Raw genomic sequence first — 25088 nt, 5'->3', positions numbered from 1 at the left:
CCGCACCGGGCGTAGGTGCTCTTGCCCAGGGCGATGGCGATGACGTTGTCCGGCATGCGGATGTACTCCACGCTCCGGGTGAGGGCGAAGGAGTTGGGGGGGATCACCACCTCCTCCCCCTCGTACTCCACGAAGCTTTTGGGATCAAAGCGCTTGGGGTCCACCACGCTGGAGAAGACGTTGGTGAAGATCTTCCACTCCGGGGCGGCCCGGAGGTCGTACCCGAAGGAGGAAAGCCCGTAGCTGATGACCCCCTCCCGCACGAGCCTCTCCTCAAAGGGCTCAATCATGCCCTTCCTCGCCATCTCCCGGATCCACCAGTCCGGCTTCACCATGCCCTCAACTATACCCGCTAGACTTGGCTCATGCGGAAGCTTTGGCCCCTGGCCCTCCTCCTCGCCGCCTGCGGCGCCCAGGACGTGGGAGCGGGCCTGGACCCCTTGCGCCTCACCGCCACCGCCCTTCCCCCGGCCTACCTGGGGGAGCCCTACCAGGCGGTCTTCAGCGCCGAAGGAGGGGTGCGGCCCTATAGCTTCGGCCTGGACGGGAAGCTCCCCCAGGGCCTCACCTTCCAGGGGGGAAGGCTTTCCGGGGTGCCCAAGGAGAAGGGGAGCTTCGCCCTCATCCTCACCGTGGAGGATGCCGCCAAAAACAGCCGGGCCCAGAAGCTCACCCTCACGGTTTCCGACCCGCCCCCGCCGAGGCTCACCCTGGTCCTCCCCCCGGCCCAGGTGGAGGGGCCCTTCCTCCTCCTCGCCCGGGTGGAGGGGCGGGAGGCGGTGGGCTTCCAGCTGGAGGTGCGCCTTCCTGGCCTCAGCCCCGACCTCGCGAGCCTCGAGGCCCTAAGCCCCGTCCACCTCCTGGACTACGATCCCCAAAGCCGCCTCCTCCGCCTGGACATGGCCTTCCCGAGGCCCCTCAAGGACCAGGAGGCCTTCCGCCTCCTCCTCACCCCGGAGAAGCCCCTCACCCCGAGGCTTTCGCCCCAGGTGGTCCTCTACGACAAGGAGGGGAAGCCTTCGGGCCAGGCCCCTTCCCGGGGGAGGCCCTTCGCCGACCTTCTCGCCCTGGCCCAGAACTGGGGTCGGGAGGGGAAGGAGCTGAAGGGGGACCTGGACGGGGACGGCAAGGTGGGGGAGGCGGACCTCCGGCTTCTCGCCCAGGGCTACTTCCCCAAGGTTCAGGCCCCGCCCCCGGGGGAGGGGTCGGGGCAAGGGGGGGCTCCCTGAGGAAGGGCCTCGCCCTTCGGCCCTTGCGGGGGTGGGGCCTTCCCGCGCGCCCCTTCGCGCCGCCCCAAAGGAGGCGGCGCGCCTGGTCCGCTACCGGAAAACCCCTCTAGAGCGCCCTGCGGATGGCCTCGGCGTCCTCCTCGCGGTAGCCGTAGAGGGTGACCTCCAGGGTGTCCGGGGCCTTCTTGATCTCCTCCAGCATCGCCCGGGCCACCGCCTCCACGGGAAGCCCCCCCACCCCGGTGCCGAGGAGGGGAAAGGCCAGGGTCCTTAGCCCAAGCTCCACCGCCTTCTCCAGGGCGCTTTTCGTGGCCTTACGCACCGTCTCCAGGCTCGCGGGCTCGTCCCCCAGGACGGCGGCGTGAATGACGTAGCGCACCGGGAGGCTCCCCGCCCCCGTGACCGCCGCCTCTCCCACCCGGATCTTGCCGATGCGGTCGCACTCCTCCTGGATGGAGGGGCCGCCCTTCCGGAGGATGGCCCCCGCCACCCCGGCCCCGAGCTTCAGGTAGTTGTTGGCGGCGTTGACGATGGCGTCCCCCCGGAACTCGGTGATGTCCCCTTGGGCCACGCGGATTCGGGCCATGCCCCTATTTTCCCGTACAATGGGCCTGATGTCACGGGACCTCTTGGGCCTCGAGGGGAAGATCGTCATGGTCACGGGCGCGGGCCGGGGGTTCGGGCGGGCCATCGCCCACGGGTACGGGCGCAACGGGGCCACGGTCATCGCCGTGGACCCCGAGGTGGAGCTCGCCACGGGGGTGGCCTCGGAGGTGGAGGCCCTGGGGGCCACGGCCATCCCCATCCGCGGGGACATGAGCGTGGTCTTGGACGTGACCAGCACCTTTGAGAAGGTGGAGGAGCTCTTTGGCCTCCTGGACGGCATCGTCCACGTGACCACCGCCGAGAGCAAGACCCCCTTCGTGGAGCTTTTGGAGGGCGAGTGGTACGACCTCATGAGCCAGGACGTGAAGTCTAGCCTCTACGTCCTCCAACAAGGGCTAAGGCACCTGGCGGGAGGCGGGTTCGTGACCATCGTTCTACCGCCCGCGGCCCGCATAGAGCCCCACACCGTCTCCGTGCGTAAGGCGGTGGAGGGCCTCATAGAGGGGGCCACCCGCACCTTCCCCGGGGTGCGGGTGAACGGCGTGGTGCCCTCCCGTGACCCCGTGGGCGACCCCTACGACCTGCCCTTGGTCCGGGCCGCTTTGGGCCTGGGGTCCATGGTCTCCGAGGGGATCCGGGGGGTGGTCCTCGAGGTCCAGCTCCCCGAGCCCCCCTTGGAGTTTGAACCCTACGCCGCCTTGAGGGAGCTGCCATGAAGTGCCCCTACTGCGGCCACCCCGACACCCGGGTGGTGGACTCGAGGCCCTCCGACGAGGGCATGGCCATCCGCAGGCGGCGGGAGTGCCCCTCCTGCGGACGCCGCTTCACCACCTACGAGCGCACCCAGCTCGAGCCCCTCATGGTGGTCAAGCGGGACGGCCGCAAAGAGCCCTTCAACCCCGACAAGCTCCTAAGGGGCCTCCTCCTCGCCTGCGAGAAGCGGCCCGTGGACCGGGAGGCCCTGAAGCGCTTCGCCTACACCTTTGAAGACCAGGTGCCGGGCCCCGAGATCTCCTCCGAGGAGATCGGCCTAAAGGCCATGGCCTTCCTCAAGGACCTGGACCACGTGGCCTACATCCGCTTCGCCTCGGTCTACCGGGAGTTTGACTCGGTGGAGCGCTTCATTGAGGAGATCCGCTACCTTTTTGGGGTGGGCTCGCCTAGTACCCCGGAGGGAGCGGGAGAAGGGAGAGAAGAACCCTAAATACACACCCGTCGCCCTGATCTTTGCAAGGCAAGCCCGCTATTCGGGATAGAACACCGGGGCGAAGGGGAGGCCGAGGGCCTCGGCGAAGGCCTTTAACCCCAAGCGGTCGGGTTCCTCCAGGTGGTAGCGGAAGTTCCAGAGGTAGTGCTGGAGGAGGAGGGGGGGGACGCCGAGCCTTTGGGCCTCCGCCTCGGCCACCTCCCTAAGCCGCCCCAGGCCCTCCCGCCGGGCCTCCCTCAGGGCCTCCACCAGGGCCTTGGGGGGAGGGTTTTCCTTCCGGTAGGCCCAGACGGCGAAGACGAAGGGGAGGCGGGTCCTTTGAAACCACAGGGTGGAGAGGTCCGCCACCTCCACCTCCCCGAAGCGGGTGGGGAGGGCGTGGGGCGTTCTGGGGACTTCCCGAAGAAGGGCGGCGTAGGCCTGAATGGCCCGATCGCCGATGAGGAGGACGCCGTCGTAGGCGGAAAGGAGCTCCAGCCCTCCCTCCCGACCTTCGTAGCGGGGCTCGGCCCCGGCCTCCTTCAGGAGGAGCTTTAGCAGGGCCACGCTGGTGGCGCTTTCCGTGGTGAGGGCCACCCGCTTGAGGTCCCTGAGGGGCTTCACGTGAAAGAGGTTCACCGAGTACACGGGGCCAAGCACGGCCACGGAGAAGTCGGGGAGGAGGCCCAAGGCGTCCTGGTGCTTGAGGTAAAGGTAGCTGGAGACCAGGGAAAGCCCCACCTCCCCCGAGAGAAGGAGGCGGTTGAGCTCCGCGGGGACGGCATAAAGGACCTGGAGGCCCTCGAGCCTCAGGAAGTGGTGAAGGGGGGCGACGTTGGCGTAGCGGGGAAGGCCCAGGACGTAGGGCCTCACGCCTCCACCTGGTCCCAGACCCGCACCTCCCGGTAGAGGGCGTCCCGCTCCACGGGGATCCGGCCCGCCATGAGGATGATCCGGGCGAGCTCCCGCTTGGTGAGGCCCTGGGGCGTGGGGCTGCCCGCCATGTGGACGATCCTCTCCTCTATGAGGGTGCCGTCTATGTCCGTGACCCCCCAGTCCAAGGAGACCTGGGCGAGCTCGGGGGTCAGGGTGGCCCAGTACCCCTTGATGTGGGGGAAGTTGTCCAGGTAGAGCCGGGCCACGGCCAGGTTCCTGAGGTCGTCTAGGCCCGTGGTGAACTCCCTCCTGCCGAGCTCCCGGGCGAGCTGGTTTCCGTCGGGCTGGAAGGCCAAGGGGATGAAGCTCATGAAGCCCCCTGTTTCGTCCTGGAGCCGCCTTAAGCGCTCCATGTGGTCCAGGCGCTCCTCGAGGGTCTCTATGTGCCCGTAGAGCATGGTGGCGTTGGTGGGGATGCCGAGCTCGTGGGCGGTGCGGTGGATCTCCAGCCACCCTTCCGCCGAGACCTTGGCCCGGGCGATCCTCCGCCGCACCCTCTCGGCGAAGATCTCCGCCCCCCCTCCCGGCATGGCGTCCAGGCCCGCCTCCTTCAGGGCCTTTAGGACCTCCCGGTAGGGGAGGCGGGCGATCTTGGAGAAGTGGTGGATCTCCGCCGCGGTCCAGGCCTTCACCTGCACCCCGGGGAAGCTCTCCTTGAGGGCCCGCACCAGGTCCAGGTAGTAGGAGAAGGGCCTTTTGGGGTGGTGGCCCGCCGTGAGGTGGATCTCCGTGAGCCCCGGCTGGTAGCGTGCCCTTACCCAGGCCACCACCTCCTCCACGTCCCAGTCCCAGGCCCCCTCCTCCCCGAAGCGCCTTTGGAAGGCGCAGAAGGTGCACCCCACGTAGCAGATGTTGGTCTGGGAGACGCGGATGGAGTGGACGAAGTAGGTCTTGTGCCCGTGCTTCCTTTCCCGGACCAGGTTGGCGAGGCGCATGAGGGTGGGGAGGTCCTTGGTTTGGTAGAGCAAAAGGCCGTCCTCAAAGGAAAGCCGCCTCCCTTCCAGCACCTTCTCGGCGATGGGGAGGAGGCGGGGGTCCCGGATCCCTCTCACGCCCTGGAGTCTACTCCCCTTGGAGGCGGCTGACCAGGGCCTCCACCTCCTTTTGCCTTCCCCCCACGCTTTTCTCGGGGAGGAGGTTTCTCAGGTAGCGGTCGGTGAGGAGGAGGTCCACGTAGGGGTAGACCGTGGCCGCCATGACCGCGTCTAAGAGGTCGGAGGGGCGGGGCTTGCGCCCGGGGTCCGAGGCCATCTTGGCGAGGAGGTGGGCGAGGAGCCTTGCAAAGGGCACCTCCTTGAGCCCGGCGCGCTTTCGCACCTCTTCCAGGGCGAGGGCTTGGGCCTCCCGGTAGGGGAGGCCCCGGAGGGCCTCGGGAAGCCCCTGGAAAGGGGAAAGGTCCGCCGGGGTCTCCCAGCTTCCCCCCCGGTGGAGGAAGTCCTCCCGGTAAAGCCCCCTCTCCTGCCTGAGGGCCACCTCCTGCCAGGGGCGCACCCAAAGGCCCCCCGAGAGGGCGGCGAAGACCTCCTGGAGGGCGGGGAGGAGGTAGCCCGCCTTCTCCTTTGGGCCCCGCTGGGGATGGAGGGTTTCCAGGACGTGGAAGGGGCTCGGAGGGGCGAGGGCCTTCCCCCTTAGGGCCTGGAAGAGCCTGCCGAAGGCCTCGTGCCCCCTTTGGCCCAGGAGGTGCTTGGCCATGCGGCTTGCGTGGTTTTGGTCCAGGTAGACCAGCACCTACTCCTTGGCCCGCGCCAGCCACAAGGCGGCGCTCAGAAGGGCCACCCCCCCGGCGAAGAGGAGGAAGTCCAGGGCCTCCTTTGGCTTGAAGGCCAGGGCCTTCTCAAAGAACTTCACCACCAGGATCATGACGATGACCTGGCCCAGCTTGTTCTTGAGGTCGGCGAGGCTTTGGACCGCCAGGACGTTTTCCAAGGGCACCGCCAGCTTGCCGATGAAAAGCTCAAAGAGGCCCACGCCGAAGATGAGGAAGACGGCGGCGAGGAGGGCCAGGTCCACGGCCCCCACCAGGGCGGGGAGGGCGGCCTCGAGGCCCTGCCCCAGGGCGCCCACGGCCTCCCAAAAGGCGTGCCAGGCGAAGTAAAAGGCCCCAAGCAAAAGGCCCGCCACCGGCAGGACCACGATCCAGCGCACCAGGTTGGTCAAGGCGTTCCAGAAGCCCATGGGAGGATTCTAGGGCACGTAGGGCGCGGGGCCCGGGGTCAGGGTGGAGGTCCTTTCCACCAAGGTGGGCTCAAAGCGCACCTCCCGGGGGGCTCCGGCGTAGCCCTGCATCCTCTCCAGGAGGAGCTGGGCCGCTCTGGCCCCCATGGCCTCCACGGGCTGGGCGATGGTGGAAAGCCCCACCTCTTCGGTGAAGGGGTGCCCGTCAAAACCCAGGACCCGCACGTCCTTTCCGGGGGTGAGGCCGAGCCTTTGGGCCTCCTCCAGGACTCCCAGGGCCACCTGGTCCGCCCCGGCGAAGACGCTTAAGGGTGGGGAGGCCTTCTCCAGGAAGTGGCGTAGGGCGAGCCGCCCGCCTTCCTGGGAGAGGCGGGTGACGTAGAGGTGGTCCTCCGGGAAGGGGCGGCCCGCCTCCTTTAGGGCCTCCAGGAAGCCCGCCATGCGCTCGGCGAAGACGGTGTGGCGGAAGGCCCGGTCCGGTTCCTCCTCCACCTTGATGGCGAAGATGGCCCCGGGGAAGCGGGCGAGGTAGGCCCCGGCGAGCCTCCCCCCTAGGAAGTTGTCCAGGTAGACCGAGTCGTACCGGGGGTTTTTGGCGTCCACCAGGACCACGGGGCGGTCGGTGGGGAGGCGGCCTTCCTCAAAGTGCTCCGTGAGGTCGTAGGAGGCGAGGATGAGGCCGTCGGTGAGGTAGGCCAGGGTGGAGCTCTCCAGGTAGCGCTTGAGCCGGGCCTGGGAGAGGATGGGGAAGAGGGCCAGGTCGTAGCGCTTTTCCAGGAGGACCCCCTCGAGGCCCTCTATGAGCCTGCGGTAAAACTCCGTGGCCACGAAGGGCAGGAGGACGCTCACCGTGTAGCTCCGCCCCCCGGCGATCCTGCGGGCGTGGGGGTTGGGGGTGTAGCCCAGCTCCTCCATGGCCCTAAGGACCCGGGCCCGGGTCTCGGGGCGCACCGCCGGGTGGTTGTTGAGGACCCGGCTCACCGTGCCCAGGCCCACCCCGGCCCGGGCGGCCACCTCGTGGATGGTGGGTTGCTTCTTCCTCATGGCGTGTGGAAGCGCTTCATGGAAACTTCCATCCTCAGGATACGCCAGGGCCTCGGCCTTTGCAAGAATGGGGGCATGGCCCACCTCCTCCTGGCCTACCTCCTGGGCTCCCTGGTGGGGGGGCTCCTCCTCTTTCCCGGGGTGCGGGGAAGGGACCTTCCCGGGGGCTCGGGGGTCTTCCGCCAAAGGGGCCCCTGGGCCGCCCTTTTGGTGGTCCTCTTTGACCTGGGAAAGGGGGCCTTGGCCGCCCTCCTCACCCCCCCTGGGCTCCGCCCCTACGCCGGGGCGGCCCTGGTGGCGGGGCACAACTGGCCCCTCTTCTTCCGCTTCCGGGGGGGAGGGGGGATCGCCCCTTCCTTGGGCTTCTTCCTGGTCTGGCTTCCCGAAGAGACCCTTTGGGCCACGGCTTTGGGCCTTGGGGTGGCGGGGGCGTACCACCTCCTCTACTGGCGGAAGGGGCGGAGGGGGTTTACCCCATCCCCTTCGGGGCCATCTTCGGCTACCTGGCCCTCCTCCTCCTGGCCCCGGCCGAGGGCCGGCTGGGGGCGCTTTTGGTGGCGGGGGTGGTCCTCCTCCGGGGCCTGCAAATCCTCTTGGGAAAATGGTAGCTTTAGGGCATGAAGATCCTGCGCTTCAACGAGGGGAGGTGGGGAATCCTCGAGGGCGAGCTGGTCCTGGAGACGGACGCCCCCGGGGGGAACCCCACGGGAAAGCGGTACGACCTGGCCTCCGTCACCCTTTTGCCCCCGGCTACCCCCACCAAGGTCGTCTGCGTGGGGCGGAACTACCGGGAGCACATCAAGGAGATGGGCCACGACTTCGGCGAGGACCTCCCCAAGGAGCCCGGCCTATTCCTCAAGGGGCCCAACACCCTGGCCCGGCCCGGGAACCCCAGGGACCCTTGGGGCACCGCCGAGCCCGTCCCCTACCCCTTTTTCACCGAGGAGCTCCACTACGAGGGGGAGCTCGCCGTGGTCGTCGGGGACAGGATGCGGAACGTCCCTCCCGAGAAAGCCCTGGACCACGTCCTGGGCTACACCGTGGCCGTGGACATCACCGCCCGGGACGTGCAGAAGAAGGACCTGCAGTGGGTCCGGGCCAAGAGCGCCGATAAGTTCCTGCCCCTCGGCCCTTGGGTGGAGACCGACCTGGACCCAGAGAACACCTGGGTCCGCGCCTACGTGAACGGGGAGCTTAGGCAGGAGGGGCACACCTCCCAGATGATCTTCAGCGTGGCGGAGATCCTCGCCTACATCTCCGGCTTCATGACCCTGGAGCCCTTGGACGTGGTCCTCACCGGGACCCCTTCCGGCGTGGGGGCCCTGAGCCCCGGGGACCGGATTGAGGTGGCGGTGGAGGGGGTGGGCACCCTTCACACCCTTATCGGACCCAAGGAGGAGAGGCCGTGGTGAAGGTCTTGGACCTCCGCTTCCAGGGGGTGGAGCGGGTCATCGCGAGCTTCCTCCTGGACTCCGGGGAGGGGCCCGTCCTCGTGGAGACGGGGCCGGAAAGCTGCTACCCGCGGCTTGTGGAGGCCTTGAGGGCGGAGGGGGTGGCCCCCGAGGAGGTGCGCCACGTCTTCGTGACCCACATCCACCTGGACCACGCGGGGGCGGCCTGGCGGTTGGCCGAGCTTGGGGCCACGGTCTACGTCCACCCCAAGGGAGCGCCCCACCTGGTGGACCCCTCGAGGCTCCTGGCCTCCGCCGAGCGGATCTACGGGGACGCCTTAAAGGCCCTCTGGGGCGAGGTCCGGGGGATCGCGAAGGAGAGGGTGCGCCCCCTGGCCGACGGGGAGGTGGTGGCCCTAGGCGGCCTCGAGGTCCAGGCCCTGGAGACCCCGGGGCACGCGGGCCACCACCACGCCTACCGGGTGGGGGACCTCGTCTTCACCGGGGACGTGGCCGGGGTGCGCATCGCCCCGGGGCCCGTTTTGCCCCCAACCCCGCCCCCGGACATCCACCTGGAGAGCTGGTACGCCTCCTTGGACCGCCTCCTCGCCCTCCGCCCCAAGGCCCTTTACCTCACCCACTTCGGCGCCTACGAGGACGTGGAGGCCCACCTCCAGGCCCTGCGGGAGACCCTGGAGGCCTGGGCGGGCTGGGTCCTCCACCGCCTGAAGGAGGGGCTTTCCGAGGAGGAGATGGTCCGCCGCTTTGAGGCCTACTGGCGGGAGGGCCTTAGGAGGGCCGGGGTGGACGAGGCGGGCATGCGCCTTTACGCCCTCGCCGACCCCCCCTTCATGAACCTCCAGGGCCTGGCGCGCTACTGGCAGAAGCACCACCCCGAGGCCTTGGGAGGCTAGGTGCCCGCGCGTTGGCCCTGCAACATGGGATACCCGGGCTTGGGCTGTGGGAAAGCGCTTTTGGGGCCCCCACCGCGGCAAAAGCCGCGGTGGGGTACGTAGATGGGGCCCTTTCCCTTGGGACGGCCCGCCCGGATGGCGGTTTTCGCCTCGGGCCGGGGGACGAACCTCGAGGCCCTCCTCGAGGCCTTCCCCCAGGGGCACCCCTTGGGGGAGGTGGTCCTGGTGGTCTCGGACAACCCCGGGGCCTTCGCCCTGGAAAGGGCGAGAAGGCGGGGGGTGGAGGCCCAGGCCCTCCCCTGGCGGGGGCGGCGGGCCTTTGAGGAAGAGGCCTTGGGGCTCCTGGAGGCAAGGCGGGTGGACCTCGTCCTCCTGGCAGGCTTCATGCGCCTCCTCTCGCCCCGCTTCGTGGAGCCCTGGTACGGCCGCCTCCTCAACCTCCACCCTTCCCTCCTCCCCGACTACCCGGGGCTTCGGGTCCACGAGCGGGTCCTCGCCGCGGGGGAGCGGGAAACCGGCTCCACGGTGCACTTCGTGGACCAGGGGGTGGACACGGGGCCCATCCTCCTCCAGGGGCGGGTGCCCGTTCTCCCCGGGGACACCCCGAAGACCCTGGAGGCCCGCGTCCTCCGCCTGGAGCACCGGCTTTACCCCAAGGCCGTCCGCCTCCTCCTCCTGGGCCTCGCCTTCCCCCCGCCTTCCGACCTGGAGGAGCGGCTCGGGGAGGAGGCGGCCCGGGCCTTCCAGGTCCTCTCCCCGCGGGAAAAGCCCCTCTACCTCCGGGCCTGGGCCCTCCTTAGGGCCTGGGGGCGGGAGGAGCGGGTGGGCCCCGCCTTCCTGGGGCAAGGGGGGGAGTGGGGGCGGGCCGCCTTCCTCGCCGCCCACCTCCTTGGTGGGTCCGACCCGGCCCTCCTGGAGGAGGTGGCGGAGCTTCCCCCCGAGGTCCGGGCCCGGGTGGAGGGGGCCTTGCGGGTAGAATCCTCGCCATGAAGGTCCTGGTGGTGGGAAGCGGGGGGCGGGAGCACGCCCTCCTCTGGAAGGCGGCGCAAAGCCCACAGGTAGAGAGGCTCTACGCCGCCCCCGGCAACGCCGGTATGGCGGCCCTGGCCGAACTCGTCCCCTGGAACGGGGACGTGGAGGCCCTGGCGGACTGGGCCCTGGCCGAGGGGATAGACCTCACCCTGGTGGGCCCGGAGGCCCCCCTGGTGGAGGGCATCGCCGACGCCTTCCAGGCCCGGGGGCTTTTGCTCTTCGGCCCCACGCAGAAGGCCGCCATGATTGAGGGCTCCAAGGCCTTCGCCAAGGGCCTCATGGAGCGCTACGGCATCCCCACGGCGCGCTATAGGGTCTTCCAGGAGCCCCTCGAGGCCCTGGAGTACCTGGAGGAGGTGGGGGTGCCGGTGGTGGTCAAGGACTCCGGGCTCGCCGCGGGGAAGGGGGTCACGGTGGCCTTTGACCTGCACCAGGCCAAGCAGGCGGTGATCAACCTTCTCTCCGGTCCCGAAGGGGGAGAGGTGGTGATAGAGGAGTACCTCGAGGGGGAGGAGGCCACGGTCCTCGCCCTCACCGACGGAAAGGCCGTCCTTCCCCTCCTCCCTTCCCAGGACCACAAGCGCCTCCTGGACGGGGACGAGGGCCCCATGACCGGGGGGATGGGGGCGGTGGCCCCCTACCCCATGGACGGGGCCACCCTAAGGCGGGTGGAGGAGGAGGTCCTCTGGCCCCTCGTCCGGGGGCTGGAGGCCGAAGGGGTGGTCTACCGGGGGGTGGTCTACGCCGGGCTCATGCTCACCCGGGAAGGCCCCAAGGTGCTGGAGTTCAACGCCCGCTTCGGCGACCCCGAGGCCCAGGCCCTCCTCCCCCTCCTGGAGAACGACCTGGTGGACCTGGCCCTAAGGGTGGCCGAGGGGAGGCTTGCGGGGACGAGGCTTTCCTGGAAGGGGGGGGCTTCGGCCTGCGTGGTCCTGGCCGCCCCGGGCTACCCCGAAAGCCCGAGGAGGGGGATCCCCCTAGAGGTGCCCGAGCCCCCGGAAGGGGTCTTGGTCTTCCACGCCGGGACCCGGAGGGAAGGGGGCAGGCTCGTGAGCGCCGGGGGGCGGGTCCTAAACGTGGTGGGCCTGGGGAAGGACCTGGGAGAGGCCCTGGAGCGGGCCTACGCTTTCCTTCCCCGGGTGGGCTTTCCCGGGGCGGTGTACCGGAAGGACATCGGGCGGAAGGCCCTTGCCCGCCTCAGTACCTGAGCTTGGCCAAGGGGAGCCTCTCGCAGGCGTAAAGCACCGCCCCCAGGGTGCGGAGGCCCCGCTCTTTGAGGAGGGGGACCATGCGCGCGAAAACCTCTGCGGTCATGAGGGCGTCCCCCAAGGCGGTGTGCCGCCCTAGGACGGGCACCCCGAAGCGCTCCGCCAGGGCTTCCAGGCGGTGGTCCTTGAGGTCGGGGAAGAGGAGGTGGGCGAGGAGGAGGGTGTCCACCAAGGGGGGGTGGTCTATCCCCGCCCGCTTCAGGAAGGCCATGTCAAAGGCCCCGTTGTGGGCGAGGAGAACGGTGTCCTCTATGAAGGCGCGGAAGGCGGGCAGGACCTCCTCCAGCCGGGGCTTTCCCTGGAGCATTTCCCAGGTAAGGCCGTGGATCTCCTGGGAGGCCTTGGGAATGGGGCGGCCCGGGTCCACCAGGGCCTCGAGGACCTCGTGGCGGAGGACCCTGGTCCCTAGGACGTGGACCGCTCCTATGGACACGATGGCGTCTTTGGCGGGGTCCAGCCCCGTGGTCTCCAGGTCAAAGGCGGTGTAGAGGAGGCCCTCCAGGGGGGCTTCCTCGAGGGCCTCGGGGACCTGGAGGAGGGCAAGGTCAAAGACCGCGGCCCGGGGCGGGGGGCCTTCGGGCAGGGAAAGCTTCGGGGCCTTCCGGGCGGGCAGGAGGAGGTGGAGGCGGCTCCCCTCGGCCCAGAGGCTTCCCCCGGCCCTCTCCACCGCCTCCTTGAGGAGGGGGTGGGGCGGGGGAGCGGGGTGGGGGAAGGTGAGGGTGAGGTGGAGGAGGCCGCCTTCCCCCTCTCCCTTCAGGAAGACCTCCTCGTTTTCCTTCAGGGTGGCGGCCAGGCCCCGGGCCAGGGCGTAGGTGTCCACCTGCACCAGGAGGGTCTTGGCCTCTTCCGCCAGGACGAGGCCGGGGTGGACCCCCGCCTCCCGCTCCAGGGCCTGGGAGAGGAGGGTGAGGAGGTCCTCCGCCAGAACCTCCGCCGCCTCCGAGGGGGGCTTGAGTTCCTGGAGGAGCCGGGCCAACTCCAAGGCCGCTTCCCGGGCGGCTTGGGCTAGGGGGCGGGCCTCCTGGACCTCGGCCTCCAGGAGCTCCACCAGGGCCTTGAGCCCGGCCAGCTTGTCCTTCAGGCGGTGGAGGACGGTCTCGTCCAGCCCCTTTTCCTCTTCGGGCGCTTCCAGGATGACCAGGAAACCCTCCTCTCCCTGGAGGGGCACGGCCCTGAGGGCCAGGGCCCTCCCCCGGGTCTGGGTGAGGAAGCGCTCCCCAGGAAGCCCCAGGGCGTGGACCAGAAGCTCCCGGTCCAGGAGGGCGAAGAGGCTCTTCCCCACCCCCAGGCCCTCCCCCAGAAGCCGCCGGGCCGAGGGGTTGTAGAGCAGGACCTGGCCCTTGGGGTTGGCCAGGACCACCCCTTGGGGCAGGTGGCCGATGAGGGCGGAAAGCACGCTTCGCTCCCGCTCCAGGAGGGCCTTGGCCTCGGCCACCCGGGCGGCCACCTCCTCCTCCAAGGCGGCCTTTTCCTCGGCCAGGCGCTGGATGAGGTGGGCCAGGGCCTGAAGCTCCAGGGGGCCTCTCAAAGGAAGGCGGTGGCCGGGGTTGACCAAGAGGGCCTGGGCCTCCTGCCCCAGGGCCCGGGCGGCCGCCAGGTAGCCCAGGAAGAGGGGGTGGAGCAGGGCGGCCAGGGCCAGGAGGAAGAGGAGCAAGGCGAAGAGGAGAAGGGGAAGCTTTTCCCGGGCCAGGCGGGCAAGCTCCTGGACCAGGGCCTCTTCCCCCTGGAGGAGGAGGAAGAGGCCCAGCCCTACGGCGCCTCCCAGGAGCACGAGCCCCAGGAGCAGGGCTCCGAGGAAACGGAGGACCTCTTTCATCCCAGAAGCTCCGCCACCTTGTCCAGGAGTTCCTGGATGCCAAAGGGCTTGGCCATGAAGGCCTCGGCCCCCAGGGCCTTGGCCTTGGCCTGGTCGGCCTCCCTGTTCCGGGCGGTGAGGACGAGGACCTTGGGCCTTTGGGCAAGGCCTTGGATGCGCTCCAGGACGTCAAAGCCGTCCAGCCCGGGGAGCATGAGGTCCAGGACCACGAGGTCGGGAGGGAGGGCTTCCAGGTGGGCCAGGGCTTCCTCCCCGGTGCGGGCCAGGGCCACCTCATGCCCCGCCTTCTTCAGGAGAAACTCCAGGGGTATCAGGATGCTTTCCTCGTCGTCCACCACCAGGATCCGCATGGTTCACCTCCAGGGGTAAGGCGAAGGCGAAACGGGCCCCCTCCCCTTCCTCCAGCCAGATCCGCCCCCTCAGGGCTTCCACCAGCCTCCGGGCCAGGAAAAGCCCAAGCCCCGTCCCCCCGGCGAAGCTCTGGAAGGGTTCAAAGATCCGGGGCCGCAGGGCCTCGGGCACCCCGGGGCCGTCGTCTTGCACCCGGAAGAGGACCTCCCCGTCCCTTTGGCCAAGCTCCAGGCGCACGAGGCTTCGGGCGTGGCGCAGGGCGTTGTGGAGGAGGTTCAGGAGGACCTGAAGCACCCGGTCCCGGTCGGTGAGGGCGTGGACCTCCTCCAGGTGGGCCTCTATTCTAACTCCCTTTTCCCGAGCCAGGGGCTCGGCCAGGGCCAGGGCTTCCCCGGCCAGGGCCTTCAGGTCCGTGGGCTCCAGGCGGAGGGGGAGGCCCCCTTGCAGGCGGGTGTAGGCCAGGACTTCCTCCACCAGGCGGGAAAGGCGGAGGGCTTCCTTGGAAAGAAGCTCGGTGAAGCGGCGGCGCTCCTCCTCGGGGAGGTCAGGATGGGCCCTTAGGATCTCCGCCAGGGCCCGCACCGAGGTGAGGGGGGTCTTGAACTCGTGGGCCACGGCCCAAAGGAGCTCGTCCTTGGCCTGGTCCAGGGCCTTGAGCCGCTCGTAGGCCTCGGAAAGCTCCCTCCGGGCCTCCTCCAGGGCCTTGGCGTAGGCCCGCACCTCCCTGGACTCCCGGGCCGCCTCCAATAGGGCTTCCGGGGGAGCCTCCCGGGTGACGGAGAGGAGGAGCCGGGCCGTGGCCGGCCCCACCGCCCCCGCCAGGAGGGCCTCGGCCCGGGCCGCCGCCTCCGGTCCGGAGAGGCCTTGGGCCTCCTTGCGGAAGGCCTCCTCCGCCTCGAGGCCCAGCACCCGCCGGAGGAGGGCGGAAAGCTCCTCCACCTCCCCCGTGCGCCTCTCCCTGGGGGCCGCCCCCCGGGTGAGGAGGGAGACCCCTCGGGTCAGGCCCAGGTTCAGGAGGAGGCTCGCCAGGAAGCGGTGGGCCAAAAGGATCACCAGGCCCCAGGCCCCGAAGAGGTAGAGGTAAAGGGGTGGAAGCCCAAAGGGGCCTTGGGGCCTCGGGAAGAGGAGTTCCAGAGGCAGGAGGAAGAGGAGAAGGGCCAAGAGGAAGAGGGCTACGGCCTTTTCCCTCATCGCAGCTGGAAGCGCATCGCGGTGCTTTCCTGGATCTCCTGGATGGCCCGGAAGCCCTCCAGGGCCTGCCGTTTCTCCCCTGGGCTCAAGGCGGCCCAAAGCACCCGGTTGCCGATGGCCTCCCCCTTCTGCCAGGCGAGGAGCTGGTGCTTGAGCCGGAGGTGAAAGAAGAAGCGGAAGGCCTCGGCCAAGCGCTCGGCCCCCTCCGGGCTTAGGGTGGTTCCTTCCGCCGCCTTGAGCCTTTCTAAGGTGCCGCGGGCGGGGCTTCCCGCCAGGAGGGCGTAGAGCCGGGCCAAGGAGACGATGGGGGCCAGGGCCGAGCGCTTGAGGTCCACAAAGCCCTCCTCTGTGCGCACCCGGCCGAAGAGGCCCAAGGGCGGGCGGAAGGCCAGGGCCGCCTGGGCCAGGTGGTAGAGGAAGACCCCTCTCTGGCCGCCCTCCAGGACCGCCTCCTCCAGGGGCTTTAGGGAAAGCTCCCCCGCCACCCCGCGGAAGTCAAAGAAGATCTGGGTCTCCAGGAGGGCCTGGGGCTCGGGGGCCTGCATCCACCTGCGGAAGGTTTCCAGCCACGCGGGAAGGGGAAGGCGCCAGCGGGTGGCCATGTACCCTCCCTTGCACTCGGGGATGCCCGCTCTAAGAAGCCCCCCCACCACCCGCTCCGCCAGGGCCTGGAAGTAGGCCTCGTGTCCGTCTTCCCCCAGGACCAAGGCGTTGTCCTGGTCGGTGAGGAGGGCCTGCTCCCGGCGGCCTTCCGAGCCAAAGACCATGAAGCGGTAGGCCACAGGGGGAGGTCCCAGGGCGGCCTCGGCTTCCCCCACCAGTCGGCGGATGAGGGCATCGTTCAAGGAGGCCACCACCCGGCCGATCTCCACCCCCTCGAGGCCCCGCCCGAAGAGCCCCTCCACCAGCCGGGCCACCTCCTCGGCGTAGCGCTCCAGCTCCAGGCGTTCTATGCGCCTAAGGAGCAGGAGGGGGTTTTGGGCCTGGTGGAGGACCAGGTCGGTGTGGGTGACCACCCCCACCACCCTCTCCCCCTCCAAGAGGGGCAGGTGGTGGACCCCCCGCTCCACCATGGCCGCCACCGCCTCGTAGATGGGGGTGTCGGCGGGGAGGGCGAAGAGGGGGGCGGTCCTCACCTGGGCCACGGGGGTGGTGGGGGGAAGGCCCTCGGCCAGGACCCGGTTCCTTAGGTCCCGGTCGGTGAGGATGCCCAAGGGGCTTCCCTCCACCAGGAGGCTGGAAACCCCTTCTTCCCGCATCCTTAAGGCCGCCTCCTGGACGCTGGCCGAGGGCTTGATGAAGACGGGCGGGCGCCTTATGAGCCTGCCCACCGGGCTGAAGAGGGAAAGGTCGGTGGCCGCCCGGAGCCGCACCCGGTCCGCCAGGCCCTGGCCGAAGAAGCGGGCGGCCTCAGGAAAGAGGAGGAGCTTCCGGAAGGCCCTCTCGGGGAAGGCCAAAAGCCGCACCGGGGTCTTGGCCACCACGCTGAAAGCGGGGGGTTCCCCGGAAAGGAGGGAGGGGAAGCCGAAAAACTCCCCGGCCTCGAGGGTCCCCACCTCCTCTTCCCCGTCCAGAAGGGCCACCTGCCCCTCCAGCACCAGGTAGAGGGCCGAAGCCACGGCCCCGCCTTGCTCCAGGAGGTGGGCGCCCGCGGGGTGAGCCTCCTCCCGGGCTTCCCGCAAGAGGGCCTCCCGTTCCTCTTCAGGAAGGGCGCTCAGGGGCGGTACCGTCCTGGGGTCCATAGGCGGGGGTGAGCCAGGCCAGGAGAGGAACGATGAAGTGGAGGGCTACCTGGGCTTGGAGGAAAAGCATGAGGCCGATCCCCAGCATAAAAGCCGGGGGCAGAAGGACGAAAAGCCGCACCACCCGGCCAAGCCCCAGGGGCGGAAGGGGCCAGAGGCGGTGGTAAAGCACCCCAAGCCCCACCCCCAGACCGCCTCCCAGGGCGATGTGGAAGAGGGTCCTAGGGGTGGGAAAGGGAAGGCCCAGGAGGTAGTGGCCGCTCAGGTAGAAGCCGAAGAGGAGAAGGAGGCTTCCCAGATAAAACCTAAGGTAGAGATGGGCCATGGGCTGTCCTCAGTATAGGTGCCCCCACGTTGGTTTCGCAACGCGGAATGCCCGCACCAGGGCTGAACCAAACCCCCACCGCGGCCAAAGCCGCAGTGGGGTATTACCCCATGCTGGCGCAAGCCAGCATGGGGTGGTATTAGTGCTCCGCCGCCCTGCCTGCCCCCTTGGGGATACGGATATCCTCCACCAGGTGCTGGATGTGCCCCGGAGGCGGAGGCGTGGCCCGGGAGACCAGGTAGGCCACCAGGAAGTTGAGGAGCATGCCGATGACCCCCACGCCCTCGGCGCTGATGCCGAAGAGGTTGGGGATCACCGGGGCAGGAGCCCCGAAGATCTGGGGGGCGCGCATCATCCCGATCATGGTGGCGGTGAAGATGAGCCCCACCAGGATGCCGGCGATGGCCCCCTCGCGGTTCATGCGCTTGTCGAAGATGCCTAGCAGGATGGCGGGAAAGAGGCTGGAGGCCGCCAGGCCAAAGGCGAAGGCCACCACCTGGGCCACGAAGCCCGGCGGGTTGATGCCGAAGTAGCCCGCCAGGATCACCGCCAGAAGGATGACGATGCGGCCCGCCAGGAGGCGCTGGGCCTCGGTGGCGTTGGGCCGGAAGATGCGGTAGTAGATGTCGTGGGAGATGGCGCTGGACATGGCCAGGAGCAGGCCGGCCGCCGTGGAGAGAGCCGCCGCCAGACCGCCCGCCGCCACCAGGGCGATCACCCAAGGGGCCAGGCGGGCCACCTCCGGAGTGGAGAGGACGATAATGTCGTTGTCAATGTGGATCTCGTTCTTGCTCTTCTCGTCCGGGGTGTTGAAGTCGGGCCGACCCCCCTTCAGGGCGAAGGCCCGCCCCGGGGCGAAGGTCACCTTCCCGTCCCCGTCCTTGTCCACGAAGGCCAGGAGCTTGGTCCTCTCCCACTTGGCTACCCAGTCGATCTGGCGCACCTCTTCCAGGGTCTTCCCGTTCAGGGTGGAGATCAGGTTGTAGCGGGCGAAGGCCGCCAGGGCCGGGGCGGTGGTGTAGAGAAGGGCGATGAAGAGGAGGGCCCACCCCGCCGAGTAGCGGGCTGAGCGCACGTCGGGTACGGTGTAAAAGCGGATGATCACGTGGGGGAGGCCGGCGGTGCCCACCATCAGGGCCAGGGTGATGGCCAGGATATCGATCATGGGCTTGCCCTGGAAGGGCTTGGTGTACTCGGTGAAGCCCAGGTCCACCTGGATCTGGTTCAGACGCTGGACCAGGTCGCTAAAGGTGAAGGCCAGCTGGGGGATGGGGTTGCCCGTGAGGACGTTGGCGATGGCGATGGCCGGGATCAGGTAGGCGATGATGAGCACCGTGTACTGGGCCACCTGGGTCCAGGTGATGCCCTTCATGCCCCCCAGCACGGCGAAGAAGGCCACCACCGCCACCCCGATGATGACCCCGGTGGCGATGTCCACCTGCAGGAAGCGGCTGAAGACGATGCCCACGCCCCGCATCTGCCCCGCCACATAGGTGAGGGAGATGAAGATGGTGGCGATGGCGGCCACCGCCCGGGCGGTGTTGGAGTAGTAGCGGTCCCCGATGAAGTCAGGCACGGTGTACTTGCCGTACTTCCTGAGGTAGGGGGCGAGGAGGAGGGCCAAAAGCACGTACCCCCCCGTCCAGCCCATGAGGTAGACCGCCCCGTCGTACCCCATGGAGGAGATGAGGCCCGCCATGGAGATGAAGCTGGCGGCGGACATCCAGTCGGCGGCGGTGGCCGCCCCGTTGGCGATGGCGGGCACCCCTCGGCCCGCCACGTAGAACCCGGCGGTCTCCCGTACCCTCGAGGCGTACCCGATGTAGATGTAAAGGGCGAAGGTGAGGCCCACAAGGAGATAAGTCCAAGCTTCAACGCTCATGGTTGCCTCCTATTCGTGCACGTCGTACTGCCGGTCCAGCTGGTCCATCTTCCAAGCGTAGTAGAAGATGAGGACCACGAAAACGTAAATGCTGCCCTGTTGGGCGAACCAAAAGCCCAAGGGAAGCCCCCCCAGGCGGATGCCGTTCAGGGGCTCCACCAGGAGGATGCCAAAGACGTAGGAAACCAAGGCCCATACGATGAGAAGGTTGCGAATGAGGGACGTGTTGGCCTTCCAGTATGCCTCCAGCTTCTCCATAGCTCCCTCCCCCGCGTGGGAAACGCCTGGAGCGTTCCCCAAGGACGCCTTCCCTCGCGGTTGGCGGTTATCTTAGGGAGGGATGAGGAACCTGTCAAGAAACCTTGGCTTTGCGGGCATACGCAAAAGGAGGGGTTTTCCCTAAAGGCCCTGGGCCGCCACACCCAACCCCCACCCTGGCCAGGGTGGGGGCGCTGGGAGGCGGTCTACTCCTCCAGGGTGGAGAGGTCCCCGGGGTCTTTGCCCAGGGCCTGGGCCTTGAGAAGGCGCCTCAGGATCTTCCCCGAGCGGGTCTTGGGGAGTTTGTCCAGGAAGACCACCTCCCTCGGCGTGGCGATGGGCCCGAGCTCGCGCCGGACGTGCTGGATCAGGCTCTCCTTCAGCTCCTCCGAGGGCGTCTGCCCGAGCCTCAGGACCACGAAGGCCTGGATGGCCTCTCCCTTTAGGGGGTCGGGGACGCCGATGACCGCGGCCTCGGCCACGGCGGGGTGGGAGACCAGGGCGCTTTCCACGTCGGCGGTGCCGATGCGGTGCCCGGCCACGTTTAAGACGTCATCCGCCCGGCCCAAGACGCTGAAGTAGCCCTCCTCGTCCTTGCTCGCCACGTCCCCGCTGGCGTAGACCCCCCCCGGGACCTCCTGCCAGTACCGGAGGTAGCGCTCGTGGTTCCCCCAGACGGTGCGCATCATGTGGGGGAAGGGGCGCTTGAGGACGAGGAGACCGCCCTGCCCCGGGGGAAGGGGCCTTCCCTCCTCGTCCACCACCTCCGCCTCCACCCCGGGGAGGGCTACCCCGGCGAAGCCGGGCTTGGCGGGGAGGACGAGGGGGGTTCCCAGGGTGGGGCCGCCGAGCTCCGTCTGCCACCAGTTGTCCGCCACGAATCCCCGCTTACCCCCGTCCACCAGGTGCTCGTAGGCCCACTTCAACGCCTCGGGGTTTAGGGGTTCCCCGGCCACGGCGAGAAGGCGCAAGGAGGAGAGATCGTACTTCTTTGGCCACTCGGGGCCGAACCGCATGAACATGCGCACCGCCGTGGGGGCGGTGAACATCACGTTCACCCGGTACCGCTCCACCGCCCGCCAGAAGGCCCCGGGGTCGGGGTGGTCGGGGGCCCCTTCCCGGAGGACGGAGGTGATCCCTTCCAGAAGGGGTGCGTAGACGATGTAGGAGTGGCCCACGATCCAGCCGATGTCGCTGGTGGCCCAGAAGACGTCGTCGTCCTTTACGTCAAAAAAGGCGCGGAGGTGGTAGGTGGTGCCCACCATGTACCCCCCGTGGACGTGGACCACGCCCTTGGGCTTCCCCGTGGAGCCCGAGGTGTAGAGGATGAAGAGGGGGTGCTCGGCCTCCACCATCTCCGCCCGGGCCTCGGGAGGGCTTTCCCAGAGGAGCTCGTGGAAATCGTAGTGCCCTTCGGGAAGCTCCGCCTTGTAGGCCCGCTGGAACCAGACCACCTTTAGGGGCAGGTCCCGGATGGCCTCCTCGGCGATGCTCCTTAGGTCCACCCCCTTGCCCCGGCGGTAGCCCACGTCCCCGGCGATGAGGAGCTTGGCCCCCCCGTCCAGGATGCGCTCCCTGAGGGCCGCTACCCCAAGCCCGGCGTAGACCACGCTGTGGATGGCGCCGAGGTAGGCGGTGGCGAGCATGGCGAGGACCCCTTCGGGGGTGAGGGGCATGTAGACCACCACCCGGTCCCCCTTTTCCACCCCAAGGCGCCTAAGCCCCGTGGCCAGGCGGCGCACCCGGTCCAGGAGTTCCCCGTAGGTGAGCTTTTCCTCCCGTCCGTCCTCGGAGAGGTAGAGGAGGGCCACCTTGTTGCGGAGGCCCCGCTCCACGTTCCGTTCCAGGGCGTTGTAGACGGCGTTGGTGGTGCCGCCCAGGAACCAGCGGTGCTCGGGGAGGTTCCACTCCAGGACCTTCTCAAAGGGCTTTTCCCAGTGGAAGCGCCTCGCCCAGGTTCCCCAGAACCCCTCGGGGTCCTCGAGGCTTCTCCGGTACTCGGAGGCGAAGTCCTGGAGGTTGGCCCCTTGGCGCAGGGCCTCGGGAGCCCAAAGCCGTTCCTCAGCTTTAAAGAGCTTTTCTACCGCCATACTCTTCCTCCAATCCCGAGGTGTCCCCCGGGTCCACGCCTAAAAGCTGGGCTTTAAGAAGCCGCCTCAGGATCTTGCCGCTCCGGGTGCGGGGGAGGCTTTCGGCGAAGAAGACCTTGGGCGGCGGCAGAGGCCCCAGGTGGCGGAGGAGGTGGGCCTTGAGCTTCTCTGCCAGGAGGGGTTTGAGCTCCTCGGGAACCTCCTTTCTAGGCACCACGAAGACGGCGATCTCCTCCCCTTCCTCCCCCGGCACCCCGATGGCCGCGGCCTCCGCCACCTGGGGGTGGGTGAGGAGGGCGGCCTCCACCTCGGCGGTGCCGAGCCTGGCCTCCCCCACCTTGATGACCTCGTCGCTGCGGCCCAGGATGTGGAAATACCCCTCCTCGTCCACGGCGGCCAGGTCCCCCGTCCAGTAGAGCCCCCCTTTCCAGGGGCTTTCCCCGCCCAAGAGGCCCACCATCTGCGCCGGTCCCGCGCGCAGGAGGACCAGGTGCCCCTTCTCCCCCGGGGGCAGGATCCGGCCTTCCCCGTCCACCACCCGGGCCTCCACCCCGGGCAAGGGCACCCCCACGTACCCCGGCTTGGCCGGAAGGGAGAGGGGGGTGGCCAGGGCCGGAGCCCCGAGCTCCGTTTGCCACCAGTTGTCCAGGGGCCAGGCCAGATGCTCCCGGGTCCAGCGCCACACCTCGGGGGCCAGGGCTTCCCCCACGCTTCCCACCAGGCGAAGCCCCGTGGGCCTGGCTTCCCCGTGGCGGCGGAGGGTGCGGAGGAAGGTGGGGGAGGTGAGGAGGAGGTTCACCCCGAGGCGCTTTAGGCGCTCGTAGAAGGCGGCGGGGCTCGGGTGGTCGGGGCGGTCTTCCAGGAGGAGGCTCGTGCCCCCGAGAAAGAGGGGGGCGTAGAGGCCGAAGGAGTGCCCCACCACCCAGAAGAGGTCGGCGGTGGTGTGGAAGACTTCCCCGGGCTTCAGGTCAAAGAGGTGGCGCAGGGCCCAGGCCACCCCCACCATGTACCCCCCGTGGCCGTGGAGGACCCCCTTGGGGGTGCCGGTGGAGCCCGAGGTGTGGAGGAGGAAGAGGGGGTGGTTCGCGGGGACGGGCCAGGACTCCTCGAGCTGGCCCTCCGTGGCCCGTTCCAGGAACTCCGTGGTGCCCCGGGGGTGCCAGAGGACGGGCAGGTCCAGCCCAAAGAGGGCCGCCTCCACCACCGGGCGTAAGGGGACGAGCTGCCCCCGGCGGAAGTAGCCGTCGGCGGCGATTAGGAGGCGGGCTTGGCTGGCGACAAGGCGCGCCCTCAGGGCCTCGGGGCCCAGGCCCACGGGCAGGGCCACGTGCACCGCCCCCAGGCGGGCCAGGGCGAGGAGGCTCAGGGCGGCCTCGAGGCCGGTGGGCAGGTACAGGGCCACCCGGTCCCCCTTCCTCACCCCCAGGCCCTTCAGGACCCCGGCCAAACGGGCGGAGAGGTCCCAAAGCTCCCGGTAGGTCCACTTGGAGAGGTTCCCCTCCCCGTCCAGGGTGAGGAGGGCCACCTGCTGGGCCCTTTCCGGCAGGTGGCGGTCCAGGGCGTTCAGGGCGGCGTTGGTGAGCCCGCCCACGAACCAGGCGCGCCCCTCGGGGTCGTAGGCCCGGTCCCAGGGCCTCTCCCAGGCGAAGGTGCGGGCCCACTCCCCAAAGAAGCCTTCGGGGTCCTCGAGGCTTTGCCGGTAAGCTTCCTGAAAACATTTTAGATTGGCCTGGGCCTTCAGGTCCGGAGGGGGTTCCACCGCCTCCTGAGGGGCGGGGATCTCCACCGGGGGCGGCAGGGAGGGAGGCTCCGGGGGCGGCAGGTGGGGGGAGACCTGGGCCACCTCCGAGAGGGCCCGGGCCAGCCGGCTGAAGGCGAAGGGGAAGCGCCGCGCGGGCACCACTACCCCCAAGGCCCCAAGGAGTTCCCCCTTGGGGCCGAAGAGGGGGGCGGCCAGGGCGGAAAGCCCCGGGGCGTACTCCTCCATCTCCACCGCCAGGCCCGACTCCCGCACCCGCTTAAGCTCTTCCTCCAGGGCCAGGGGATCGGTGAGGGTGTAGGGGGTGCGGGGGCGCAAGGGGGGAAGGGGCAAAGCCCCGTAGGCGAGAAAGACCTTGCCCAGGGCCAGGGCGTGGGCCTCCTCCGGCAGGACCTCCCCCAGGGGGTGGGGCTGGCCCTGCCGCCCCCGGGTCTTGAGCCGCACCCCTTCTGGGGTGGGGAGGGCCAGGTAGCACCGCTCCCGGGTGCGCAGGTAGAGCTCCTCCAGGGCCTCCTCCAGCGGGGGGGCTTGGGCCAGGACGGGCTGGGCCTTGCCCAGGCGGTAGCCCCGCTCCGTCTTCACGGCGAAGCCCTCCTGGGCGAGGCTGTTGAGGAGAGCGTAGGCGGTGGAGAGGCTTTTCCCCAGGAGGCGGGCCACCTCCTTGACCTCCACCCCCTCGGGGTGCTCGGCCAAGTAGGCGAGGATGCGCAAAGCGGCCTGGACCGTGGAAAGGCTCCGCTTCCTGGCCATTTAGGGCCATCTTCTGCGAGGGCCGCCTCCCCTGTCAAGAAACGGGGGGTTTGGCACATGGTGAAAAACCCCCCGTTTCTTGACCCCGGGGGAGGTCCCCTCTATCCTCAGGGGCAAAGGAGGGGGTATGGACCGGATTGAGGGCGTTCTTAAGGAAGAGCGGGTGTTCTACCCCAGCGAGGCCTTCCGCAAGCAGGCCCACATCGGGAGCGAGGAGGAGTACGAGCGGCTTTACCGGGAAAGCCTTCAGGACCCCGAGGGCTTCTGGGGACGGGTGGCCTCGGAGCTCCACTGGTTTGAACCCTGGCAGAAGGTCCTGGAGGGGGGCCTCCCCCACCCCAAGTGGTTCGTGGGGGGGAAGACCAACCTGGCCTTTAACGCCCTGGACCGCCACGTGAAGACCTGGCGGCGCAACAAGGCGGCCCTCATCTGGGAGGGGGAGCCGGGGGAAGAAAGGGTCCTTACCTACCATGACCTCTGGCGCGAGGTGCAGAAGTTCGCCAACGTCCTCAAGCGCCTGGGGGTGAAGAAGGGCGACAGGGTCACCATCTACCTCCCCATGGTCCCCGAGGCGGCCATCGCCATGCTGGCCTGCGCCCGGATCGGGGCCGTCCACTCCGTGGTCTTCGGCGGCTTCTCCGCCGGGGCGCTGGCGGACCGGATCAAGGACGCCGAGGCCAAGGTCCTCATCACCGCCGACGGGGGCTTCCGCCGGGGCGGGATCGTTCCCCTCAAGCAGAACGCCGACGAGGCCCTAAAGGACGCCCCCAGCGTGGAGCACGTGGTGGTGGTGCGCCGCACCGGGGAGGAGGTCCCCTGGACCCCGGGCCGGGACCACTGGTGGCACGAGCTCATGGAGGCCGCCCCCGACCGGTGCGAGGCCGAGCCCATGGAGGCGGAGGACCCCCTCTTCATCCTCTATACCTCGGGCTCCACGGGGAAGCCCAAGGGGGTCCTGCACACCACGGGCGGGTACATGACCTACGTCTACTACACCACCAAGCTGGTCTTTGACCTCAAGGACGAGGACGTCTACTGGTCCACCGCCGACGTGGGCTGGATCACCGGGCACTCCTACGTGGTCTACGGGCCTCTTCTGAACGGGGCCACCACGGTGATGTACGAGGGGGCCCCCAACTGGCC

23 protein-coding genes and 2 pseudogenes are annotated in these 25088 nt (G+C 69.1%); 9 read left to right on the top strand and 16 right to left on the bottom strand.

Features of this window, described 5'->3' with window-relative positions; genetic code table 11:
• Positions 1–335: dCTP deaminase (locus tag AC01Y6_RS06365; protein ID WP_476670766.1), on the bottom strand; the 335-nt coding region annotated here is incomplete at its 3' end.
• Between the two features lie 30 nt (positions 336–365).
• On the opposite strand from AC01Y6_RS06365, the gene AC01Y6_RS06360 reads away from it, so the two are divergent.
• Positions 366–1229 (top strand): putative Ig domain-containing protein, encoded by an 864-nt coding sequence (locus AC01Y6_RS06360; protein WP_476670765.1) that lies wholly within the window; start codon positions 366–368, stop codon positions 1227–1229.
• A 106-nt stretch (positions 1230–1335) separates the two neighbouring features.
• Here AC01Y6_RS06360 and AC01Y6_RS06355 read toward each other — a convergent pair whose 3' ends face one another.
• On the bottom strand, positions 1336–1815 hold the full coding sequence (locus AC01Y6_RS06355) for a macro domain-containing protein (protein WP_428715764.1): 480 nt from the start codon (positions 1813–1815) through the stop codon (positions 1336–1338).
• 28 nt (positions 1816–1843) lie between these two features.
• On the opposite strand from AC01Y6_RS06355, the gene AC01Y6_RS06350 reads away from it, so the two are divergent.
• On the top strand, positions 1844–2551 hold the full coding sequence (locus AC01Y6_RS06350; RefSeq protein ID WP_347241883.1) for an SDR family NAD(P)-dependent oxidoreductase: 708 nt from the start codon (positions 1844–1846) through the stop codon (positions 2549–2551).
• A complete protein-coding gene (nrdR, locus tag AC01Y6_RS06345) occupies positions 2548–3039 on the top strand; it encodes a transcriptional regulator NrdR (protein WP_347241882.1) in 492 nt (163 codons plus the stop codon). The genes AC01Y6_RS06350 and nrdR overlap by 4 nt, the downstream gene beginning before the upstream one ends.
• A gap of 39 nt (positions 3040–3078) precedes the next feature.
• Here the strand turns inward: nrdR and AC01Y6_RS06340 are convergent, their stop codons facing one another.
• Genes AC01Y6_RS06340 through AC01Y6_RS06320 form a run of 5 tightly spaced genes read right to left on the bottom strand, consistent with a single transcriptional unit; the run spans position 3079 to position 7176 of the window.
• Positions 3079–3894, bottom strand: a complete 816-nt coding sequence (locus tag AC01Y6_RS06340; protein ID WP_476670763.1) for a menaquinone biosynthetic enzyme MqnA/MqnD family protein — start codon at positions 3892–3894, stop codon at positions 3079–3081.
• Entirely contained in the window at positions 3891–5009 is a 1119-nt protein-coding gene (mqnE, locus tag AC01Y6_RS06335; protein ID WP_476670762.1) for an aminofutalosine synthase MqnE, read from the bottom strand. The genes AC01Y6_RS06340 and mqnE overlap by 4 nt, the downstream gene beginning before the upstream one ends.
• Positions 5010–5019: 10 nt before the next feature.
• Positions 5020–5685: a hypothetical protein gene (locus AC01Y6_RS06330; RefSeq protein WP_476670761.1), complete on the bottom strand. Its 666-nt coding sequence runs from the start codon at positions 5683–5685 to the stop codon at positions 5020–5022.
• Entirely contained in the window at positions 5686–6132 is a 447-nt protein-coding gene (locus AC01Y6_RS06325) for a YqhA family protein (protein WP_476670760.1), read from the bottom strand.
• A 9-nt stretch (positions 6133–6141) separates the two neighbouring features.
• On the bottom strand, positions 6142–7176 hold the full coding sequence (locus tag AC01Y6_RS06320; protein WP_347241877.1) for a substrate-binding domain-containing protein: 1035 nt from the start codon (positions 7174–7176) through the stop codon (positions 6142–6144).
• A gap of 75 nt (positions 7177–7251) precedes the next feature.
• Between AC01Y6_RS06320 and AC01Y6_RS06315 the strand changes: the two are divergent.
• From AC01Y6_RS06315 to purD, 5 genes and pseudogenes are all read left to right on the top strand, one after another.
• Positions 7252–7784: pseudogene (locus AC01Y6_RS06315) on the top strand (glycerol-3-phosphate acyltransferase).
• A 9-nt stretch (positions 7785–7793) separates the two neighbouring features.
• Positions 7794–8588, top strand: a complete 795-nt coding sequence (locus AC01Y6_RS06310; RefSeq protein WP_347241876.1) for a fumarylacetoacetate hydrolase family protein — start codon at positions 7794–7796, stop codon at positions 8586–8588.
• Positions 8582–9481, top strand: coding sequence for an MBL fold metallo-hydrolase (locus AC01Y6_RS06305; RefSeq protein WP_476670758.1), 900 nt, complete (start codon positions 8582–8584; stop codon positions 9479–9481). Before AC01Y6_RS06310 ends, AC01Y6_RS06305 begins: the two co-directional genes overlap by 7 nt.
• A gap of 102 nt (positions 9482–9583) precedes the next feature.
• Positions 9584–10471 (top strand): phosphoribosylglycinamide formyltransferase, encoded by an 888-nt coding sequence (purN, locus tag AC01Y6_RS06300; RefSeq protein ID WP_476670757.1) that lies wholly within the window; start codon positions 9584–9586, stop codon positions 10469–10471.
• The gene (gene purD, locus AC01Y6_RS06295; protein ID WP_476670756.1) at positions 10468–11721 is read left to right on the top strand and encodes a phosphoribosylamine--glycine ligase; all 1254 of its coding nucleotides are present in this window, start codon (positions 10468–10470) and stop codon (positions 11719–11721) included. The genes purN and purD overlap by 4 nt, the downstream gene beginning before the upstream one ends.
• On the opposite strand, the gene AC01Y6_RS06290 is transcribed toward purD, so the two are convergent.
• From AC01Y6_RS06290 to AC01Y6_RS06250, 9 genes and pseudogenes are all read right to left on the bottom strand, one after another.
• Positions 11711–13597 (bottom strand): 3'-5' exonuclease, encoded by a 1887-nt coding sequence (locus tag AC01Y6_RS06290; protein ID WP_476670754.1) that lies wholly within the window; start codon positions 13595–13597, stop codon positions 11711–11713. The two genes, purD and AC01Y6_RS06290, sit on opposite strands and share 11 nt — an antisense overlap.
• On the bottom strand, positions 13594–13947 hold the full coding sequence (locus AC01Y6_RS06285; RefSeq protein WP_428715752.1) for a response regulator transcription factor: 354 nt from the start codon (positions 13945–13947) through the stop codon (positions 13594–13596). The genes AC01Y6_RS06290 and AC01Y6_RS06285 overlap by 4 nt, the downstream gene beginning before the upstream one ends.
• A pseudogene (locus AC01Y6_RS06280) lies at positions 13871–14992 on the bottom strand (sensor histidine kinase); the annotation flags it as partial. The pseudogene AC01Y6_RS06280 and the gene AC01Y6_RS06285, both read right to left, overlap by 77 nt.
• A 143-nt stretch (positions 14993–15135) precedes the next feature.
• A complete protein-coding gene (locus tag AC01Y6_RS06275) occupies positions 15136–16881 on the bottom strand; it encodes a DUF294 nucleotidyltransferase-like domain-containing protein (RefSeq protein ID WP_428719577.1) in 1746 nt (581 codons plus the stop codon).
• Positions 16841–17206 (bottom strand): hypothetical protein, encoded by a 366-nt coding sequence (locus AC01Y6_RS06270; protein ID WP_476670752.1) that lies wholly within the window; start codon positions 17204–17206, stop codon positions 16841–16843. The genes AC01Y6_RS06275 and AC01Y6_RS06270 overlap by 41 nt, the downstream gene beginning before the upstream one ends.
• A 139-nt stretch (positions 17207–17345) precedes the next feature.
• Complete coding sequence (locus AC01Y6_RS06265) at positions 17346–19088, bottom strand: sodium:solute symporter family protein (protein WP_476670750.1); 1743 nt, start codon at positions 19086–19088, stop codon at positions 17346–17348.
• Positions 19089–19097: 9 nt separating this feature from the next.
• Positions 19098–19346, bottom strand: a complete 249-nt coding sequence (locus AC01Y6_RS06260; RefSeq protein WP_428719574.1) for a DUF4212 domain-containing protein — start codon at positions 19344–19346, stop codon at positions 19098–19100.
• Between the two features lie 206 nt (positions 19347–19552).
• Positions 19553–21436, bottom strand: a complete 1884-nt coding sequence (gene acs / locus AC01Y6_RS06255) for an acetate--CoA ligase (RefSeq protein ID WP_476670748.1) — start codon at positions 21434–21436, stop codon at positions 19553–19555.
• Entirely contained in the window at positions 21414–23945 is a 2532-nt protein-coding gene (locus tag AC01Y6_RS06250; protein ID WP_476670747.1) for an AMP-binding protein, read from the bottom strand. The genes acs and AC01Y6_RS06250 overlap by 23 nt, the downstream gene beginning before the upstream one ends.
• Positions 23946–24072: 127 nt before the next feature.
• On the opposite strand from AC01Y6_RS06250, the gene AC01Y6_RS06245 reads away from it, so the two are divergent.
• The coding region (locus AC01Y6_RS06245) for an AMP-binding protein (protein ID WP_476670745.1) at positions 24073–25088 on the top strand (1016 nt) is incomplete at its 3' end.

The sequence above is a fragment of the Thermus sp. genome, from assembly GCF_056332225.1.
The sequence above is the reverse complement of the archived record's forward strand: the minus strand, read 5'-3'. Positions and strand labels throughout refer to the sequence as shown.